We start from the raw sequence: 17,170 nt of genomic DNA, 5'->3' as shown, positions 1-17,170 counted from the left end.
TTGTTGAATTGGTTCGGGTTAATGTCAGATAGCTGGTACCATCATTACTTCGTCTGCCGCGATACTCGCCACCATATTATACCCCAGGCTGCTCAGCACCGCTTTTACACGGTTCTTGCCCAGTTCTATAATACGCCCGCGCTGGTTCATCAGCGGGCCGGCGGTTACCTCTACGAGGGCGTTGTGCCGCAGCGGGAATTTTTCCAGTGCAATGTCCTTGTAATGACGGAGGAAACGCTGGATCAGCTCTATTTCATGATCAGGGATAAGGGCGGGTTTGCCCAGCCAGTACACAAAGTTGATGATCCCTTCCGTTTCACGCACCAGGCTTTTTTTGCTTTCTGGCACGCGCACAAAAACATAAGAGGAGAAGAGCGGCTCTTCCACCACTTTACGCCGGTCGCTCCATTGGCGGGCCACCTGGTTCAACGGGCAGTAACTTTCAATCTGCCTTTTTTCAAGGTTGGCGGCTACTTTCTTTTCCCATCGCGGCCTGGTGTAAACGGCATACCAGGAGTTTGTTTCGTGTTGCATACGGTTAATTTTTACTGGTTAACGAATCAATCGGTTTTCATAGCGCGGAACGTTAAAGGCGGGCGGGTTAGTTTGGCATGGCTTCGCCAGCTCAGTCACATAATGGACTGCCAGTGTTATTCGGTTTTTCAATAATTTCTTTTCACATTTAATATATCCGGGCGCAGGTATGCCTGTTTTCACCATTTGCATTCTCTTCTCACACCTTTGCTTTGTTTTTTTCCTTCAGCTTTTTATGGTTTCGCATTCCCGGGTTCTCTTCACATCTCTTTGTCCGGATCCTGGGCCTTTTAAAAGCCGGGAAATGAACGAAACATTTCCCGGTGCCCAGATCATATGTTACACCTTAAATATGCTTTTGATAAACCTCTTTTTCTTCTGCTGTTTGTCCAGGTCTTCCACGTAACCATAACCGTAGCCATGGGTATTCACGCCGCGCGGTTTCACGCCGTTGAACACGATGTTCAGCTTGCCGGCTTCGCGGTTGCGGTACAGCTCGTCTATCATTTTCAGGTGCAGCCTTGGCGTTACCTGTTGCCTTACCACGTACAGCGTCGCGTCGGTGAACGGGGCCAGCAGCCTTGCGTCCGTCACGATGCCCACGGGGGCGGTATCTATGATCACATAATCGAACATTGTTTTTAAAGTGGTCAGCATCTCCTGCAGGCGCCCGTTCAGTATCAGCTCCGTCGGGTTCGGCGGTATTACGCCGGCCGGGAGGATGAACAGGTGGTCGTTTCCGGGCACGGGCCGCAGCATTTCAGGCAAGGCCGTTTTGCCTACCAGGAAGTTCGTGATGCCCGGCTCCCTGGGAATGCCCAGCATTTTGCTGATCATCGGTTTGCGCAGGTCAAATTCCAGCAGCACTACCTTTTTGCGGATCAGCGAAAGACTGATGGCCAGGTTGATGGAGATAAAACTTTTGCCTTCCCCTGAAATGGACGAGGTCACCAGCAGCGTTTTATTGTCACCGTTCACGCCAAGGTAGGAGAGGGAGGTCCTGAGCGAGCGGAACTGCTCCGCTACCAAGCTCCGCCTGCCATCGGCGATCACCACGGACTCTTTGTTGTCGTCGTGCATGATCTCCGCCACGATCGGCGCGTCTGTGACCTTTTCTATATCCGCGCGTTGTTCTATCTCGCGGTTCATCAGGTCTTTGATAGTGATCATGGCCGCTACAAAAGCTACGCCCAGGCCGATGGCGAGGGCCAGCACGGTCATTCTTTTCGGGCTGAAGGGCAGGGCGGCCGACTGTGCGGCATCCACTATCCGGCTGTCCGATATCGCGGCGGCATAGGCCAGCGCTGTTTCCTCCCGCTTTTGCAGCAGGAAGGTGTAGATGTTATTTTTGATGATCTGCTGGCGGCTTACTTCCAGCAGGGCTCTTTCTTTACCGGGTACGCTGTGCAGCATGCCCATAAAGCGGCTGTTCGCATTGTCCAGTTTTTCCTTGCCCACTTCCAGGTTGGAGCGCAGGCTTTGGATGTTTTCGAGCACAGCGGGCTTCAGCTTGGCTATCTGGCGGTCCAGCGCGGTGAGCACGGGACTGTTTTCCGCGGTGGTCTTTTTCAGTTTCTCGCGTTCCATCTGCGCCTCGTTCAGCCTGCCGATCAGTTCCAGCAGCACCGGGTCTGTAAGGCCCAGGGTGGCGGGCACTACATTCTCGCCTTCGGCTCTGCCGCTTACGTACTTTTCGATGGACTCCAGTACGGAGAGCTGCATATTGGCCTCGTTCATCTTGGCGTCGTTCTCCTGCACGCTGGCAAGGAAAAGTTTGCTTTGCTCGCCGATGTCCACGATGCCGGCGGTGGATTTGAACTGCTCCACTTCTTTTTCCACCTGGTTCAGCTCCCGGGTCACGATGCGGAGGCGTTCCTCCACAAAACTCATGGTGCTGGCGGCTACACGGTTCTTATCTTCAATGGCGGCATGGTTGTACACGCCCACCAGTTCGTTGATGATGGCTTCGCCACGGGCGGGGCTCACATCACTGTAATCGAGTTTGATCACGGTGGCCATTTTTGAAACGGGCGTTACGGCCAGGCGTTTCAGCACGATCTGCGTCATCTGTTTTTCGCTGGTGATCTGGAGATACACCGGCGTTCTTGGCATGCGCATGCCGGGCTTCGGTTTGATCACCATTTTGCCCCAGCGGGTGTTTATCGTGTCAAAGATCGGGTAGGCGGTATGGTCGAGCAATACGGTGCGGCGGGCTGAATCATAATGCAGGTCCACCTGTTCCGGGATGCCTTCTTTTATTTTTTCGGGCTGGAGGAATACAAATTCCAGCGGTGCGTATTCGTAGTCGAGTATATCGCGCAGTTGTCCTTTCTGGTACACTTCGCCGAACAGCTGCAGGTTGCGCGCCACCTGGTTCGCCAGGGTGCGGGAGCTGAGGATCTGCATTTCGTTCTCGATGTTTTTTTCCGAGCCGAAAAGATCCAGTGAAGTGAGCAGGTTTTGCTCGCCGCCCAGCTGTTTGGATTCTTCTTTTACCAGCAGCGTGGCGGATACCTTATAAACGGGCGTGGCATAACGCAGGTAAGCAAAAGCGGCGCCCACGGCGAGAATGATCGCGATCAGGAACAAGGGCCAGTGCGACAGGTAACGGTACCTGATGAGCGCCAGCAGGTCCACCTGTTCCTGCGGCTGCATACGTTTCTGTATGCCGGGTTGCTGGCCGTTCGGCCGTGTAATGTGCACGTTGTTGTTCATGTCTCTCGCGTTAATTGTTCACTACAAGCCTGTCCACCAGGATCACGACAAGGCTCAGCGCGCTGAGCACGATCGGGATCACTGTGTTTGCTTTGCTGGTGGTGGCTACTTTGGATTTGGAAGGTTCCACATATACGATATCATTAGGTTTCAGGTAAAAATAGGGGGAGCCCAGCGTACCGGCGTCGTTCAGATTGAGCCTGCGCGTGGTTCTTACGCCGTCCTGTTCGCGGATCAGCAATACGTTTTCTTTTTTGCCGTAAATGGTAATATCGCCCGCCATGCCCAGCGCTTCAAGGATAGATATCTTCTCGCTGGAAACATTCACAACGGTGGGCCGGGCCACTTCGCCGAGCACGGTTACGCGGTAGTTCAGGAAACGGATGCTTACTACAGGATCTACCAGCAGCTTGCGGTTCACGAGCTGTGCGCGGATAGTATCCGTAAGGGCGGTCTTGGAGAGCCCTTCCGCTTTGATGGTGCCCAGCACCGGAAATTCGATAGTGCCCTGCTGGTTCACCAGGTAACCCGCTACAGGGTTGCCGGTGCCCGGCTGTACGGTTACGTTGCCCGCGGCTGCCGGCGCGGCGCCCGGAGAATACGTGTTCGGCAGGTTGAACATCATCGCCTCCTGCGGGTTTGCCGCGCTTACATTCACCTGGAGGATGTCGTTCTTTTGTATCACCGGTTCAAAGTCCACCTTGGCGGACGTGAACGTTGTATCGTTCAGGTTATTGAAGTAGGCGGCTTTTTTCGTACTGACGCATGAGGCAAACAAACAGCCCAGCAGGGCGAATAAAAAGGTCGTTCTTCTAAAGTATGGTTTCGGTCTCTCTGTCATCTGATCGGGTTTCGTTAAAACATGTGATATGATCACATTACAAAACTAATTCAGATGCGCTTTTTAAGAACTACTCACTATAGTATAAATAGAACAATGCAGGTGAATCGCACTACTCATTAAAGTAGTGGATCAATACAGGCTGTTGCTCCATATCTTGGAGATCAGCTCGCTCTTGGATTGTACATTGAGTTTCTGGTAAATTTTTTTGAGATGCTGGTTCACCGTAAATACAGTCACAAAGAGCTTTTCAGCCATTTCCTTGTAAGTGTACCCTTCTTTGAGAAGATGCAGCAGTTCGTATTCGCGTTTGGTGAGTTTGTCTTTTACATATTCCAGCGGGTCTTTACTCACATGGTCTATCAGCAAATGCGCCGCTTTGGGTGAAAGCGTGCCGCCCTGGTTGATGGCGTCGAGAATGGAATGATAGATCTCCATCAGGCGGCTCGTTTTGATGATATAACCGGCGGCGCCTTTCATGATGGACTCTATTACATATTGTTTGCCGTCATGCCCGGAAAGCACGATGATCTTGGCTTCCGGGTAAATGCGCTTCAGTTCTTCCATTCCTGAAATACCTGATTCGCCGGGCAGTGAAATGTCCAGTAATATAGCTTTTACGTCCGGGTCTTTATACGGCAGCGCTTTGAACTCCTCCATGGAACGGCACGCAAAAACGACTTTGCACTCCTGGAAATCCTCCAGGAATTCCTTGTAGTTGTTAAGCTGGAAATGGTTGTCTTCAATAATTCCGATCGATATCATATTACGGGTAACATTATGCGATATGGTCTAAACAGGGTCTCTATATCAAATATAATTCCAATTTTCTTGCGATGTATTTAAAAACAGCATTAAATTATTAACAAGCATCTAATAACAACAGTACTATACATTACTTACTTAAGTAAGTAATAAATAAAAATCATATTAGTTGTAGATTTATGTATCGGGATTTTTCCACACTTTCAATAAAAGTGGGGTATTCTTGTTGAAGTGCGGGAAGCAATTCCTATCTTGCTTATCCATACACCTGTGTGCAGTTACCATATCTTGGCCCCCGGAGGGCAACATCCGGAAGGCTGATGAAAACCTATATTGAAAGACATGAAGCCACAGCACTATATAAAAGTAACCCATTTGCTCAACGGGATTAAAGAACCGGTCCTGATCATTGAGCCAACTGAAGGAATCATTGAGAAGGCAAACAAAGCGGCGATCGACAAACTCGGCCTTTCCGTTACCGGCAAAACACTGGACATGCCGTTCAGCGAAACATTTATGCTCGTATCCGATAATGGTACGGAATCAACCTGTATAGACTTCTCTTCCAGCCGTATCAATATTGCACAAAAAGAATATGTACTGGCCATCGGCAAAACCTCCGACGGCGAGCGACAGCTCCGTATGCAGCTGAAGAACCTGGAGCAGGAGAAGAACCTCCAGGAAATGAAGACCAGCTTCATCTCCATGACCTCACATGAGTTCAGGACCCCGCTTACAGCCATCGCAGCGGCTGTGGACCTCCTGGAGACGCGCATTAAGATGGACCATATGATGAACGCGTTTTACCAGAAAAACATCGCCAAGATCTCCACCGAGGTATTTAACCTGAATACCATGCTGGACGAGATCCTCACACTCAGCAAAATCGTTTCCAACAACTATGAAGTAAAAAAGACACCGGTAAATGTGGTGAAGGTGATCGACTATCTGAAGTTCCAGTATTTCTCCGAAAGGAAGGATGAACGCAAGCTGGAAGTGAAGGTGGTGGGAGAGCCGCGCAAAATACCGGTGGACAAGGACCAGTTCTACAAAATACTGACTAACCTGATCAGTAATGCCTTTAAGTATTCCACTCATGAAAACCCGCAGGTGAAACTGCACTATCACGCCCAGAAACTGGTAATCTCCGTGTCGGACAATGGTATCGGCATCCCGCAAAAAGACATTCCTCACCTGTTCAACTCATTTTACCGCGGCAGCAATGTGGACGGTATAGATGGCACGGGTCTTGGACTGGCTATTGTCAAAACCTTTACAGAAATGAACGACGGGGAAATTAAGGTTACCAGCGAAAAGGACAAAGGCACGAAATTCTCACTTACATTCAGGTATGCATGAACAGAACCATTCTATTGATTGAAGACAAACCCGCTTTAACCGACACGCTGAAAACCTTGCTGGAACTGCACGAATTTAATGTACTCACTGCCAGCAACGGCGAAGAGGGCGTGGCCCATGCCAGGGAACACCGCCCCGATCTTGTGATCAGCGACATTTTTATGCCGGTCATTAACGGCTACGAATTGCTGGAGATCTTCAAAAAAGACAGCCAGCTGCGCCACATCCCCGTATTGATGCTCACGGCCAAAACGGCCATCGACGAGATCAACCTCGCCATGAAAAAGGGCGCGGCGGGTTATGTGACCAAACCTTTTCTTTTCCGGAACCTGCACGCCAAGATCATCAAACTGATCTTATAGCCCGTTCAGATTCCGTAAAGTAAGGCGCGGCGTGTTTACATGACCAAACCTTTCTTTCTCCGGAATCTGCACGCCAGGATCGTAAAACTGATCTTACAATCCGTTCAGGTCCCATTGTATGCCCAACATACCGCCGGTATTGCCGCCAAAGTCTCCCCAGTCAAAGGCAAGCCCGGCATTCACTGTTATTCCCTTTACCGGCGTGGGCCAGATGATCTCCTGCAGCGTATACCATTGTGTCATGGCCGTTGTAATGGGCTCTGTATGGTAGTTCCCGAAATTGCGCGTGAAAGTGACCAGGGTACGGGCTTTCAGCACGTTCGCGATATTGTATTTCGCGCCCAGGTGCAGGCCGGTCACCCGGTTGTTGATGATGTTCCAACCCTTTTTGACGATGGAATCCTTCGGCGCATTCCAGTCGAAAGGCTCCACGTTGTCAAAATATTTGCTGCCACGGTTCCGGTTGATGAACAGCGGGGTGCCAATGATATTGCCGCGGTATTCCCAGCCGGTGAGGTACACGCCGTTGTTATAATAACTTTCCCGCACCCGCAAAGGCAGCCAGTCGTTCATCTTTTTGGTGTTGATGAACTCGATGGTGGCCTTTTCCAGGAAAGGCTCCTCTTTTTTGTTCACGTAACTGAGGCCCAGCAGGCGGTCCGTGTTTTTAAGATCGATGTTCTGGCCGGTTTCAAACATACTTTGGTTGTACAGCAGCAGTTTGATATTGTCCGTTTCCCACTGGATGCCGCCTTCCAGCACGCCGCGGTGGTCGCCGGGGCGGTTGGGCGCTATCTCGGTATTGATCACCGTGCCGTCGTCGGACACTTTGCCGATGAGCACATCCCAGTAATTGGAAAAACTGCTCTTGATCGGCGGCAGGTCAAAGCGGTTGCCGCCCCAGAGCGCATAATGCTGGATGCCGCCGTATACGCGCAGGCGTTCTTTCCCGATACGCAGGTACAGCATCTTTTCATGCAGATACGATCCTTTGATATATTGCTGGTCGCCCATCCAGCCGTGGCTGAACTGGCCCTTGACCTGCAGCCAGCCGTTGGTGAAGGGCACATTCACGTAGTCTTTCAGCGCGATGCTCACTTTGGGTATCGGCAGCGCATTGCCGCTGATGCCCCAGGCGCCGGAAGACAGGTCCGGGTCCGCTTCTCCGCTGATCTCCTCGTACCGGCCCGCGCGCAGCTCCCAGTTGCGGTATCCCGCCTTTACATATCCTTCCTCGAAAAAGGTTTCGGAAAAATGATTGTTGTTGTAAAGGTTAAACCCGTAACGGAGATAAAAGTCACCATTAGCGTCCAGCGCATGGCTGTTGCGCAGCATGATGTGCGAAGACAGATCGGATTTGCGGTCGCTGATGGTGCCGAACCGTTTGGCGGTGAGCCAGAGCGGTTGGTAGTCTTTCGATGCCACGGTGCCCGTGACGCCGGCCTGTACCTGCAGGGAGTCCGTAAAGCGCGGAGGGCCGCTGAAAGGGTTTTCAGGGCTCTGTTGGGCAAATACGGGCATGGAAAGGCCTATAAAGAATATGGTTTTGACAAGTCGCATAAGTTACCCTGCAAATTAGCTGGAATGCAACGGCCCGGGGATACTTAAACGAGTACTTATGCGGGCATGAAGCCCGGATTTGTTACTGAAAAGGGGGATAAGGCGCGAAGATCAGAAGGCAACCGCCACCCTGAAGCCCAGCCCGATGCCTTCCAGCGCCTTCGACCGGCGTTTCCCCGGGCCGTCTCCCGCCAGGTTCGGGTCCGTCATGGCCCATTTATCTATTACCGGCAGCATGATGTAAGGGCCTACGCCCACCGGCCCGAGCATCTTCAGGATGCCGGCGTGCAGGTAAAACGACTGGCCGGTAAGGCCGCTAACGTCTCTTTTCAGCTGATTGCCGGGGATCTCCGGGAGGCGGCGGTCCGGTTCCAGCTGCACCACGCTTTCCCGCCCGAAATAATTGCTGAAGTCCACGCCCGCCACCAGCAGGAGGCCCGGCGTGGCGGGATAGGCATATTCCAGGCCGATGGTGGCGGTGTATGAATCCGTCCGGTATTCCCTCGCCTGCACGGGTGCCAGCAGCTCCGGGTACAGGTAATCCATCGTGTTTTGTGCCCGGCCGTCCGGGGGGATGGTTTGCAGTTTGTTGAAGTTCTGTTTGAAAAAGCCTCCGCCCAGTTTCAGGTAGACATTGCGGATCACCGGGTACCTGTAGCTGAGGCTCATGCCGGTGCCCACGCCACGCACGGTGTATTGATAAGGACGTTCGATGCCGTAGAGGGTGTAATAACCCTGGTAATACTGATCGTGCCGGCCATAGGCGCTGACCTCGATCATATGGCGGGTTCTCGGTGGTTTTTGTTGTGAAAAGGCATTACTGGCGATCGTAAGTATGGTAAGGGCAGAAACATATCTGCACAGGGATCGGGACAAGGATAACATGAACTTTTTTATTTTGGGTTTTACAGGTATAGTGCAAACAATCACGCTCAGGTATCAGGGGCTCCGCATTACATTACTTCTGGTACAATACTACATCGTCTCCGCCGGCTTCGGCGTCTATCACCTGGTCCAGCCAGTCCTGCGCCAGCCCGAATATATTCGGAAGCCCGCCCAGCAGTTCCAGCCAGCCGCTCATTTCATCGGAAGCTTCGATGGTTTCGCCGCCGATGGTGTCAAACACCAGGAAGGTGACCTCACCGGGATAAGCGTATACTTTGTACGCGGCGATCCGCGTCACATCATCCCATAGCAGGGTATTGTCAATGTCCTCATCGTATTTTACGGAGAGCTGTTCTTCGTCGAAATAAATATCCATCGGGCAAAAATATTCAATTGTTGCGGTAGTAATTACAGCCGTTTAATTTTAACATTTTATTTCCGGCATAAGGGGGTAAATTTAATCTTCATCAAATAAAAAGGAGGTATTCATGCAATCTACAGGATATTCGTGGAAACCTTCGGTTGGTATCGCCTAACCGGGTTGCTCCATACAAGAAAACTGTTTTAGACGCAGACGCGTCAAAGGGTGTATCTACGGATACACCCTTTTTTATTGGCCCCGGCCGTTAGTTAAAACTATGCACTTTAGCGGAATGGCTTTAGTAATGGGAAAAATCAAACACAGAACTGGCCTTGTTCGGGGCGTCGTTGTGAAAAGGCCGTCGTTGCGAGGAGCCGCGGGGGATCTGTGCAGGAGCTGCGACGAAGCAATCTCCATATCCTGGAGTACATCCCTTCGGCGCAGGAGATTGCTTCGTCGCCCCACCCACTTTAGCGCTGCTGCTCCTCAATGACGGCTTTTGCGCCAGCCTGGGGCACTAATGTGGAGGATCAGCACGAAGCAATCCGGATTCCAGAGAAATTTTAGTGGGTTGTGTCTGCCGGTATCATCCTTTTACGGCATCTCCTTTTTTCCGGAAGAAACGCGGATATCCCGGATGGTACAAAACCCGGAACAACAAAATGTCCATAAGTTCAGCATTGTACTTTTCTCCACCCATCCTCCGACCATCCTCCGACGAACCTCCGCCCATCCTCCGATGAAAGTACCTCAAACCCTTGCCACGACCGAACACGGTCGGAGGATGGTCGGACAATTGGCGAAAAATGACCAAAGGAGGGAAGATGCCAGGTTATGGGATGGATCTTTGTAATTGTTTGATAAACAATATGATGTGCTGATTTGTGATAAGGCCCGGAACCAGTATGACAATTAGAAATGAATAAAAAAAGCGGTATTCGCTGAAAAGCAAAACACCGCCTTATAAATTGTACTTTTTGAGGATCGTTTACCTCACCTGCCCGTCCCCGTATACGACCCATTTCTCCGTCACCAGTTTCTCCAGCGCAAAGGGCCCGCGTGCGTGCAGCTTCTGCGTGGAGATGCCGATCTCCGCGCCCAGGCCAAACACGCCGCCGTCTGTGAACCGCGTGGATGCATTCACATACACGGCCGCTGCGTCTACTTCACGGAGGAAACGGCCGCTGATGGTTTCGTTCTGGCTGATGATCGCTTCGGAGTGTCTGGAAGAAAATTCAAGGATGTGATCCAGGGCTTCTTCCGCATTGTTCACCACTTTTACGGAACATTTAAAATCCAGGAACTCGCGCCCGAAATCTTCCGGCTGTGCGTGTTGCAGCTGCGGGTATCCGGCTGCCTGCAGGATGGGATAGGCCAGCTCGTCCGCAAACACTTCCACGTTGTACGCGGAAAGGGAAGGGGAGAGCTGCGTGAGGAACTTTTCAGCCACGGCTTTGTCCACGATCACCGTATCCAGCGCGTTGCACACGCTCGGGCGGGATACCTTCGCATTGGTCACGATACGCACGGCTTTATCGAGGTCCGCGCTGCTTTCCACGTAGGTGTGGCATACGCCGGCGCCCGTTTCGATCACGGGTACACGGGAATGTTCGCGTACATGGTCTATCAGCTGCTGTGAGCCCCTGGGGATGATGATGTCGATGTATTTTACGGCGGTGAGCATTTCGGTGATCAGCGCGCGGTCCGCGGGAAGCAGTACCACGGCGTCTTCCGCCACGCCAAATTCCTTCAGGGTATCGCGGATGAGCGACACGAGTATCATGTTGGTATCAAATGCATCGGTGCCGCCGCGGAGTACACAGGCGTTTCCGGAGCGGATGCACAGCGCGGCAACGTCCACGGTCACATTGGGGCGGGATTCGTAAATGACGCCCACCACGCCCAGGGGCACGGATTGTTTGCGCACCAGCAGGCCGTTCTCCAATGTTTTTTCAGATAATACCTGGTTTGCCGGGTCCGGGAGGCGGGCGATATCTTCCAGGCTGTCCGCCAGCGACTGTATACGCGCGGCGTTGAGCAGCAGGCGGTCTTTTTTGGAATCTGTATCCGCCATGCGGTCCAGGTCTTTTTTGTTCTCGCGGATGATCTCGTCTGTACTGGTCAGAAGGCGCCGGCCCAGCGTGCGCAGCAGCTCCTGTTTGCGGGTATCTTCCAGCGCTTTTACGGAGCGGGTGGCCAGCTGTGCTTTTTCAAGCAGGGGTATGATGGAATTCATAATGTCTTTGTTTTAGAGTAAAACGATATCGTCCGCATGCGCCACTTCCAGGTTTTGGGTGCGGCCACCGCCCAGCGCGTCCGAAGAGACTTTTGCTCTTGCCACGGCTATCACCTGTTCATTCTCCGTTACAATTTCGAATACTTCGCCGCATTCAAATTTCTCCAGCACCTGTTTTACGCCTACGGCCAGCAGGCTGTGCCGTTTCTCCAGGGCTTTGTGCGCGCCTTCGTCCACCAGCAGCCTGCCGGTAACGAGGCTGCCGCTGGCCAGCCACTTTTTGCGGGCGGGCATGCTGCAGGGCTGGGGCAGGCAGCGGGTGCCGGTTTTGCCGGCTGTGGCCAGCGCAATACCGTCCGGTGTGCTGATGCCGAAGATCACCACTTCGATGCCCATGCGGGTGGCCAGGCGTGTAAAAGTGAGTTTGGATACCATGCCGCCAAGGCCGAGCGATGACTTTTTGGTGTCCGCCAGGCCCAGCGCGTTTTCATCTATCACCGGTATCTCCGGCACTATTTTGCCTTCTTTGTCCAGCACGCCGCCCACGGAAGTGCTGAACAGCAGCTGTGTGGCGCCAAAACCCACGGCGATGAGCGTGGCCAGCTCGTCGTTGTCCGAAAACTTCAGTTCCAGGTCGCTCACCACATCGTTTTCATTTGCAATGGGGATGATGCCGCTTTCCCAGAGTTCTTCATATGTTTTTTTGAGTTGCAGGAACTGGTTGCGGCTGGAAAAGTGCCGCCTTTCGCAGAGGCTTTGCGCGATGGGGATGCCGTATGCTGAGAAGTAATGGGAATAACGGTTGAGAAGTATCGGGTTGCCGATGGCGGCCGCGGCTTTGCGTTCGCTGATGGTGCCGCTGTAATCTTTCAGGTAACGTTTGCCGGCGGCTACGGCGCCGGAGGATACGAGTACGATGTTGTATTGCTCATGCACCGCGGATACCTGCTGTGCGATCTCCGCGATCACATTTTCGTTCAGCTCGCCGTTGTCACGTGTAATAGATGCCGTTCCGAATTTTATAACGAGGATGGGTTTGGTCGAATGTTTCATGCAGCCATAAAAATATTCAAACCAAACCGCTTCTGCAAGCGGGAAGTATATGCTAGGAGAGTTGGAGGGACCTGCCTTCGAGGCTGTCAAGGAAAATGGAAACGCTTTTGCTGTCAAATTTCGGCAACACTAGCGCATCTATCCGCACCAGCCCGTTTTTGATCTTTTCAAACAGCCTGAACTCATAAAGCCTTGGCAGGCGGGAGCCGCGCACGGTTTTCCTGATCTGTTCCAGTACAGCAAGGCCGTCCCGGACGGTCAGATAGTCAATAAAGCACAGGGGCCCTTTTGGCGTAAAATACACAAGTCTGGAAGCCATGATTTTTGGTTTTTCACGTAAAGAAGAGCCGAAAAGGTAACACTTTCGTGTGAGAAACTGCAATAGATTAACATTCCTTTAAGACTTTTGGAGCTGCTGGGTTAGTACCCAACATTTATGCTGAAGGCGAGGGTTAGATTTGCTAAAAATATTAGTAAAATGAAAGCTGTTAACCAACAGAATGGCCTTACGTTTTATGCCATTCGTGAGACCGGAGAAAAGACCCTGCCCTACATTTCCACCCCTGTAAAAGCGGGCTTCCCGTCGCCCGCGCAGGACTATATCGAAGAAGACATTGATCTTGTATACCTCCTGGGGATGGACAAACCCTCTGTGTTTGTCGTGCGGGTGGACGGTAATTCCATGACGGACGCCCATGTGCCGGATAAGAGTTACCTCGTGGTGGACCGTTCCCTCAAACCGATGCCGAACGACATTGTGGTAGCCGTGCTGAACGGGGAGTTTACGGTAAAGACCCTGGTGAAGGCCACCGCCGGCTGGATGCTTTATCCTGAAAACGCGATGTATGACCCTATTCTCGTAAAGGAGGGGGATAATTTTTATGTATGGGGCGTAGTAGCGCAGGTGGTGATAGACCGGCGCGAAATGCGTAAACGTTACTGATATGATACAGCTGGAAGAAATCGCACTGGGCGGTTTGTTTTACCGCGACAAAAAAGTGATGCAGATACGGGAGGAGCATTTCGGCGACCTGCTGCCGTTGCTTCCCCGGCTGGAGCCTATCCCGATAGACCCGCAGCGGCTCTGGAAGCTGGGGTTCAGCCGGTATGTGAATACGGGCGTGAGTTACAAGGACTGGCAGGGCGTACGGCTGTACCTGCGGCCGGCTACGCTGAACCGATGGCTGGTGCAGTTTGAGGGCATTCCCAAAGCGGGGTTTGTACAATATATCCACCAGGTGCAGCGGCTTTGGTTCGACCTGTTCCAGGAGCACCTGTTTCAGCCGCCGCAGGCCAGGGTGCGGCAACGGCATGTGATCCCCGAGGCGGACGTCAGCCGCAGGCTGGTGAAGGACCATGCTATTTCGCACTATAAAAGATACGAGACCACCATCACGCCGCCATCGGACCAGCCTTATTATTTCACCTGGGACTGCCGGATACTGTTCCGCACGGGGCAGGTGGCGGCGTGGCGGGTGGACGAAAAGAGCCCTTTATTCACCTATGCGGGGCGCAATTGGGGGCTGACGCTGCTGTCCGGCACAGCTACCGAGGAAGAGCGGATAAAGGCCGGGAAATGGCTGAAAGGTTACCTGGAGGAGCGGGGATGAGAAAGGGGGCGCAGACCGGGAAGAGGCTGCCATTTTTGCTTAATAAGAGGATCAAAATGGCAGCGGGTGGGGGTAAGTATGCTTTTGATATGCTTTTGGTGTGCTCTTGATATGCTTTTGATATGCTTCGGGTACATTGCGGCCCTTGAATAGCAGAAAATACAGGCACCGCCGCCAGGCCAGACCTTGAAACTGACGGCAGGTTGATCGACAATCTCGGCACCTCTTCCGGCTCCCGTTATGTGCAGCTGTACAACGGCCGGGCCATCATCAGGGTGGACCTGAAGAAAGGGAAAAACGTGGCGGCGGTGAGCAGCGACGGTATACCCACGGCTACGCTGTCGCTGTAAACGGAAATTGTAGTATATTAGGTAAGCAGTCCGCCTTACTAAATCGCATTCAACATGAAAACACTCACGGATATCATATACAGGGAGCCCAAACCGGGTGAATCGGGGAAGCCGGGGATCTTTACATTCGTAAATTTAGGGGCGATCATCTACCTGGTATATCTTTTCGATAACGGCCACCGGTTTTCCGGTATCGACTGGTTCCTGCTTCCGGGGTTCATGCTGGCGATAGGCGTGCAGGTCTTTTTATTCCTAAAGAAAAAGAAACAATAGGCATGTATGCCTGAACATAGTTTAAAAGAGGCTGAACATTCCGTTCAGCCTCTTTTCGTTTATCCGTTCTGTTTTTTTCCTGATATCAGCAGCACTACGCCTACCACCGCAATAATACCTCCCGCATAGGTTGGCCAGCCTATCCATTTGTTTTCCTTTTTGTTGATCTCCACAGGCCCCACGTCCAGCACTTCTTTTTCGGTCGTAACAGAGAAACCCCTGATCAATACCATGATGATACCGATCACGATCAGGATAATGCCCAGTGTTTTCATATGCGTAAGTTTACCCTATCAGCGACAATTAATATGCCACCGCTGTTTTGCGGATAATTGGGGAGAATGCTCCCGTTTCGTATACAAACAGGAAAAACAGGTATTACCCGGTGATGCCTTTAATGATGCGGTTGTGGTCCGAACTGATGATCTGGTAGGTGCGGGGCGTGATGCCTTCAGTTTTTTTGAACACCCTGATGAAGTAGTTCACATCCGCAAACCCGCACATATCGCTCACGCGGCTCACGCTGTGGCCGGTCTGGCTCAGCAGTTGTTTGGCAAGGTTCACCCGCTCGCGGTTGATGTATTCCAGCGGGGTGATGCCGAATTGTTCGCGGAACCATTTGAAGAAGATGTTCCGGCTGAGGTAGGCTTGTTTGCTTAATGTATCCACGGCTATTTTCTCCGTGAGGTGCTCGCGGATATAATTCAGCACAAAATGCTGTCGGCTGTGGTTGTTGCTGGTGCGGGCCTCTGAGATCACCTGCTGAAGGTGCTGGCTCTGCATGAGACGGATGAGCAGTTCTTTCAGATTGAGGTCCGCAAAGATGTTCTTGGTGGTATCCCCGCTGCTGCAGATGCGGATGAGTTTGTTGATCAGGCTGGATATCTCGTCGTCGTTCTCGAAGTGATAAGTGTTGAACTGAAGCCTCCAGGTGCTGTGCTCGTCCGGGTTCTGGTAAAAGTTGTTGAGATAATTCACCGTTTCCCGTACATACAGACCGTCCACGGCCAGGGCGATGCACTGGGTGGGACTGTCCATGTTCGCATCGGGGAAGTCTATTTCCATGGGCTGGTTTGCGGGGAACACGACGGTTTCGCCGGGCAGGTAATCAAATGCGGGGCTGCCGGGCATATGCATCACTTTTCTGCCGCGCACCATACTTGTAATGAGGAAATCATTGAATGTAAGCGGCACTTTAAAGGACTGTTCATAACATTCAAATACATTCAGCTCACAGTTGTTCAGGTTAAATACGCGACGGTTCTCTACCAGCGTGCGCAGGTGCTTCGGAGGCGTGAGCTCAATCGGTTCCAGGAAACTTTTACGGGCCATAAGTGGATTACATATTACAAATTAAGGTATTTCTATTGTCTTTGGCACGAAGTCAGGTACAATTGTGCTATAAAAAAGTACGAATGTTTATAGTTGTTAATATAAATCTGGTGAATTTAGCATAAGAAGATGTTCGACGATGTGATAAACCTATGAGGAACCAGGCGCTCGGATTAATTAAGTGTTAACGATCCGGGCAGTGGGGTGATAGCTGCTGCCCGGTAAATCAAATGTATGATAGAATCCCGAATCGTAGCAGAAAAGCGCGCTATAGATTTGATCCGGCAACTGTCTGCACGTTATGGACCCCTTACATTTCAGATTCACGGCAATAGTGAGGTAGGTTTTACCCCGCAGTGTGTTCCGGACAACAACAGGTTTCCGCCAGGGGACGAGGTGTATCTTGGAGAAGTGGAGGGCTGCCCCTGTTACGTCAGCCCCGGAGAAGATAACCATCACGGCCGTTCCCTTTATATTCTCCGCGCCGCGAAAGGCGCCACGGGGGCTTCGCTGGAAGAAGCGATTTTCCGTGTGAGCACGGAACTGCTGCCATCGGAAAGTGCGGTGAATGTAAGGATGTTCAGCTACCTGTTTGGTTACAGGGAAAGCTGGGGCTGAGGATTTTGCGTACATTGCGCCCTTCAGCAAAAAAGGAACAAAATGGACGGACAATACCGTAAAGATATTTACCCTGGCCTGGAAGTGGGCATTATCCTGAAAAAGGACCAGCGTAGCGGCAAAAAGACGTATGGAATTGTAAAGGATCTGCTCACCTCCGCGGCCTATCATTCCCGCGGCATCAAAGTGAGGCTGGAAGACGGGCAGGTGGGCAGGGTAGCCGAAATTATCGGTTAAACGGAAATTAATTCTCTTTCATTGTTCTGTGACCGGAAAGCCGTCAGGATGCTGGCGGCTTTTCTATTAATATAAAACA

General features: G+C 51.9%; 20 protein-coding genes. 8 read left to right on the top strand and 12 right to left on the bottom strand.

Going from position 1 to position 17,170, the window contains the following annotated elements:
• Nucleotides 1–24: 24 nt before the first annotated feature.
• From EG028_RS06265 to EG028_RS06250, 4 genes are all read right to left on the bottom strand, one after another.
• Nucleotides 25–534, bottom strand: a complete 510-nt coding sequence (locus EG028_RS06265) for a UpxY family transcription antiterminator (RefSeq protein ID WP_120514726.1) — start codon at nt 532–534, stop codon at nt 25–27.
• A gap of 339 nt (nt 535–873) precedes the next feature.
• On the bottom strand, nt 874–3,249 hold the full coding sequence (locus tag EG028_RS06260) for a GumC family protein (protein ID WP_120514725.1): 2,376 nt from the start codon (nt 3,247–3,249) through the stop codon (nt 874–876).
• A 10-nt stretch (nt 3,250–3,259) separates the two neighbouring features.
• Nucleotides 3,260–4,090 (bottom strand): polysaccharide biosynthesis/export family protein, encoded by an 831-nt coding sequence (locus tag EG028_RS06255; protein ID WP_120514724.1) that lies wholly within the window; start codon nt 4,088–4,090, stop codon nt 3,260–3,262.
• A gap of 132 nt (nt 4,091–4,222) precedes the next feature.
• Entirely contained in the window at nt 4,223–4,855 is a 633-nt protein-coding gene (locus EG028_RS06250; RefSeq protein WP_120514723.1) for a response regulator, read from the bottom strand.
• A 342-nt stretch (nt 4,856–5,197) separates the two neighbouring features.
• Here EG028_RS06250 and EG028_RS06245 point away from each other — a divergent pair, with 342 nt between their 5' ends.
• Together EG028_RS06245 and EG028_RS06240 are read left to right on the top strand one after the other, a co-directional pair.
• Complete coding sequence (locus tag EG028_RS06245) at nt 5,198–6,214, top strand: sensor histidine kinase (protein ID WP_120514722.1); 1,017 nt, start codon at nt 5,198–5,200, stop codon at nt 6,212–6,214.
• Nucleotides 6,211–6,576 carry a response regulator gene (locus EG028_RS06240; RefSeq protein ID WP_120514721.1) on the top strand — a complete coding sequence of 122 codons (366 nt, stop codon included), beginning with the start codon at nt 6,211–6,213 and terminating at the stop codon, nt 6,574–6,576. Before EG028_RS06245 ends, EG028_RS06240 begins: the two co-directional genes overlap by 4 nt.
• Before the next feature lie 93 nt (nt 6,577–6,669).
• Here EG028_RS06240 and EG028_RS06235 read toward each other — a convergent pair whose 3' ends face one another.
• The 6 genes from EG028_RS06235 to EG028_RS06210 all read right to left on the bottom strand — a co-directional run bounded on the left by EG028_RS06235 (nt 6,670) and on the right by EG028_RS06210 (nt 12,990).
• Entirely contained in the window at nt 6,670–8,136 is a 1,467-nt protein-coding gene (locus EG028_RS06235) for a capsule assembly Wzi family protein (RefSeq protein WP_120514720.1), read from the bottom strand.
• 111 nt (nt 8,137–8,247) lie between these two features.
• Nucleotides 8,248–8,916 carry a hypothetical protein gene (locus EG028_RS06230; RefSeq protein WP_120514719.1) on the bottom strand — a complete coding sequence of 223 codons (669 nt, stop codon included), beginning with the start codon at nt 8,914–8,916 and terminating at the stop codon, nt 8,248–8,250.
• A gap of 178 nt (nt 8,917–9,094) precedes the next feature.
• Nucleotides 9,095–9,397: a hypothetical protein gene (locus tag EG028_RS06225; protein WP_120514718.1), complete on the bottom strand. Its 303-nt coding sequence runs from the start codon at nt 9,395–9,397 to the stop codon at nt 9,095–9,097.
• 973 nt (nt 9,398–10,370) lie between these two features.
• Nucleotides 10,371–11,618, bottom strand: a complete 1,248-nt coding sequence (locus EG028_RS06220) for a glutamate-5-semialdehyde dehydrogenase (RefSeq protein WP_120514716.1) — start codon at nt 11,616–11,618, stop codon at nt 10,371–10,373.
• 12 nt (nt 11,619–11,630) lie between these two features.
• Nucleotides 11,631–12,671 carry a glutamate 5-kinase gene (gene proB / locus EG028_RS06215; RefSeq protein WP_120514715.1) on the bottom strand — a complete coding sequence of 347 codons (1,041 nt, stop codon included), beginning with the start codon at nt 12,669–12,671 and terminating at the stop codon, nt 11,631–11,633.
• A gap of 52 nt (nt 12,672–12,723) precedes the next feature.
• Nucleotides 12,724–12,990 (bottom strand): hypothetical protein, encoded by a 267-nt coding sequence (locus EG028_RS06210; RefSeq protein ID WP_120514714.1) that lies wholly within the window; start codon nt 12,988–12,990, stop codon nt 12,724–12,726.
• A 159-nt stretch (nt 12,991–13,149) separates the two neighbouring features.
• Here EG028_RS06210 and EG028_RS06205 point away from each other — a divergent pair, with 159 nt between their 5' ends.
• The 4 genes from EG028_RS06205 to EG028_RS06195 all read left to right on the top strand — a co-directional run bounded on the left by EG028_RS06205 (nt 13,150) and on the right by EG028_RS06195 (nt 14,904).
• Nucleotides 13,150–13,614 carry a LexA family protein gene (locus EG028_RS06205; RefSeq protein WP_162946230.1) on the top strand — a complete coding sequence of 155 codons (465 nt, stop codon included), beginning with the start codon at nt 13,150–13,152 and terminating at the stop codon, nt 13,612–13,614.
• A gap of 1 nt (nt 13,615) precedes the next feature.
• Nucleotides 13,616–14,281 (top strand): hypothetical protein, encoded by a 666-nt coding sequence (locus EG028_RS06200; protein ID WP_120514712.1) that lies wholly within the window; start codon nt 13,616–13,618, stop codon nt 14,279–14,281.
• Between the two features lie 203 nt (nt 14,282–14,484).
• Nucleotides 14,485–14,631, top strand: a complete 147-nt coding sequence (locus EG028_RS27640; RefSeq protein ID WP_162946229.1) for a hypothetical protein — start codon at nt 14,485–14,487, stop codon at nt 14,629–14,631.
• Between the two features lie 54 nt (nt 14,632–14,685).
• Nucleotides 14,686–14,904: a hypothetical protein gene (locus tag EG028_RS06195; protein WP_120514711.1), complete on the top strand. Its 219-nt coding sequence runs from the start codon at nt 14,686–14,688 to the stop codon at nt 14,902–14,904.
• 59 nt (nt 14,905–14,963) lie between these two features.
• On the opposite strand, the gene EG028_RS06190 is transcribed toward EG028_RS06195, so the two are convergent.
• Both EG028_RS06190 and EG028_RS06185 read right to left on the bottom strand, forming a co-directional pair.
• Nucleotides 14,964–15,179: a hypothetical protein gene (locus tag EG028_RS06190; protein ID WP_120514710.1), complete on the bottom strand. Its 216-nt coding sequence runs from the start codon at nt 15,177–15,179 to the stop codon at nt 14,964–14,966.
• Nucleotides 15,180–15,282: 103 nt separating this feature from the next.
• Nucleotides 15,283–16,236, bottom strand: coding sequence for an AraC family transcriptional regulator (locus EG028_RS06185; RefSeq protein WP_120514709.1), 954 nt, complete (start codon nt 16,234–16,236; stop codon nt 15,283–15,285).
• Nucleotides 16,237–16,470: 234 nt separating this feature from the next.
• Here EG028_RS06185 and EG028_RS06180 point away from each other — a divergent pair, with 234 nt between their 5' ends.
• Complete coding sequence (locus EG028_RS06180; RefSeq protein ID WP_120514708.1) at nt 16,471–16,854, top strand: DUF779 domain-containing protein; 384 nt, start codon at nt 16,471–16,473, stop codon at nt 16,852–16,854.
• A gap of 42 nt (nt 16,855–16,896) precedes the next feature.
• Nucleotides 16,897–17,091 carry a YwbE family protein gene (locus tag EG028_RS06175; protein ID WP_120514707.1) on the top strand — a complete coding sequence of 65 codons (195 nt, stop codon included), beginning with the start codon at nt 16,897–16,899 and terminating at the stop codon, nt 17,089–17,091.
• The last annotated feature ends 79 nt before the right edge of the window (nt 17,092–17,170 follow it).

Origin of the sequence: Chitinophaga barathri (assembly GCF_003807585.1) — a bacterium.
Taxonomy (GTDB): domain Bacteria; phylum Bacteroidota; class Bacteroidia; order Chitinophagales; family Chitinophagaceae; genus Chitinophaga; species Chitinophaga barathri.
Note: the sequence above shows the minus strand (reverse complement) of the source record. Positions and strands in the feature narration are given on the sequence as shown.

Excerpts from the sequence above, each read along its gene's own strand:
- EG028_RS06235 (WP_120514720.1), bottom strand. The coding sequence starts at position 8,136 with ATGCGACTTGTCAAAACCATATTCTTTATAGGCCTTTCCATGCCCGTA.
- EG028_RS06190 (WP_120514710.1), bottom strand. The coding sequence starts at position 15,179 with ATGAAAACACTGGGCATTATCCTGATCGTGATCGGTATCATCATGGTA.
- proB (WP_120514715.1), bottom strand. The coding sequence starts at position 12,671 with ATGAAACATTCGACCAAACCCATCCTCGTTATAAAATTCGGAACGGCA.
- EG028_RS06175 (WP_120514707.1), top strand. The coding sequence starts at position 16,897 with ATGGACGGACAATACCGTAAAGATATTTACCCTGGCCTGGAAGTGGGC.
- EG028_RS06205 (WP_162946230.1), top strand. The coding sequence starts at position 13,150 with ATGAAAGCTGTTAACCAACAGAATGGCCTTACGTTTTATGCCATTCGT.
- EG028_RS06210 (WP_120514714.1), bottom strand. The coding sequence starts at position 12,990 with ATGGCTTCCAGACTTGTGTATTTTACGCCAAAAGGGCCCCTGTGCTTT.
- EG028_RS06255 (WP_120514724.1), bottom strand. The coding sequence starts at position 4,090 with ATGACAGAGAGACCGAAACCATACTTTAGAAGAACGACCTTTTTATTC.
- EG028_RS06200 (WP_120514712.1), top strand. The coding sequence starts at position 13,616 with ATGATACAGCTGGAAGAAATCGCACTGGGCGGTTTGTTTTACCGCGAC.
- EG028_RS06230 (WP_120514719.1), bottom strand. The coding sequence starts at position 8,916 with ATGATCGAGGTCAGCGCCTATGGCCGGCACGATCAGTATTACCAGGGT.
- EG028_RS06245 (WP_120514722.1), top strand. The coding sequence starts at position 5,198 with ATGAAGCCACAGCACTATATAAAAGTAACCCATTTGCTCAACGGGATT.
- EG028_RS06240 (WP_120514721.1), top strand. The coding sequence starts at position 6,211 with ATGAACAGAACCATTCTATTGATTGAAGACAAACCCGCTTTAACCGAC.
- EG028_RS06265 (WP_120514726.1), bottom strand. The coding sequence starts at position 534 with ATGCAACACGAAACAAACTCCTGGTATGCCGTTTACACCAGGCCGCGA.
- EG028_RS06180 (WP_120514708.1), top strand. The coding sequence starts at position 16,471 with ATGATAGAATCCCGAATCGTAGCAGAAAAGCGCGCTATAGATTTGATC.
- EG028_RS06195 (WP_120514711.1), top strand. The coding sequence starts at position 14,686 with ATGAAAACACTCACGGATATCATATACAGGGAGCCCAAACCGGGTGAA.
- EG028_RS06250 (WP_120514723.1), bottom strand. The coding sequence starts at position 4,855 with ATGATATCGATCGGAATTATTGAAGACAACCATTTCCAGCTTAACAAC.
- EG028_RS06185 (WP_120514709.1), bottom strand. The coding sequence starts at position 16,236 with ATGGCCCGTAAAAGTTTCCTGGAACCGATTGAGCTCACGCCTCCGAAG.
- EG028_RS06225 (WP_120514718.1), bottom strand. The coding sequence starts at position 9,397 with ATGGATATTTATTTCGACGAAGAACAGCTCTCCGTAAAATACGATGAG.
- EG028_RS06260 (WP_120514725.1), bottom strand. The coding sequence starts at position 3,249 with ATGAACAACAACGTGCACATTACACGGCCGAACGGCCAGCAACCCGGC.
- EG028_RS06220 (WP_120514716.1), bottom strand. The coding sequence starts at position 11,618 with ATGAATTCCATCATACCCCTGCTTGAAAAAGCACAGCTGGCCACCCGC.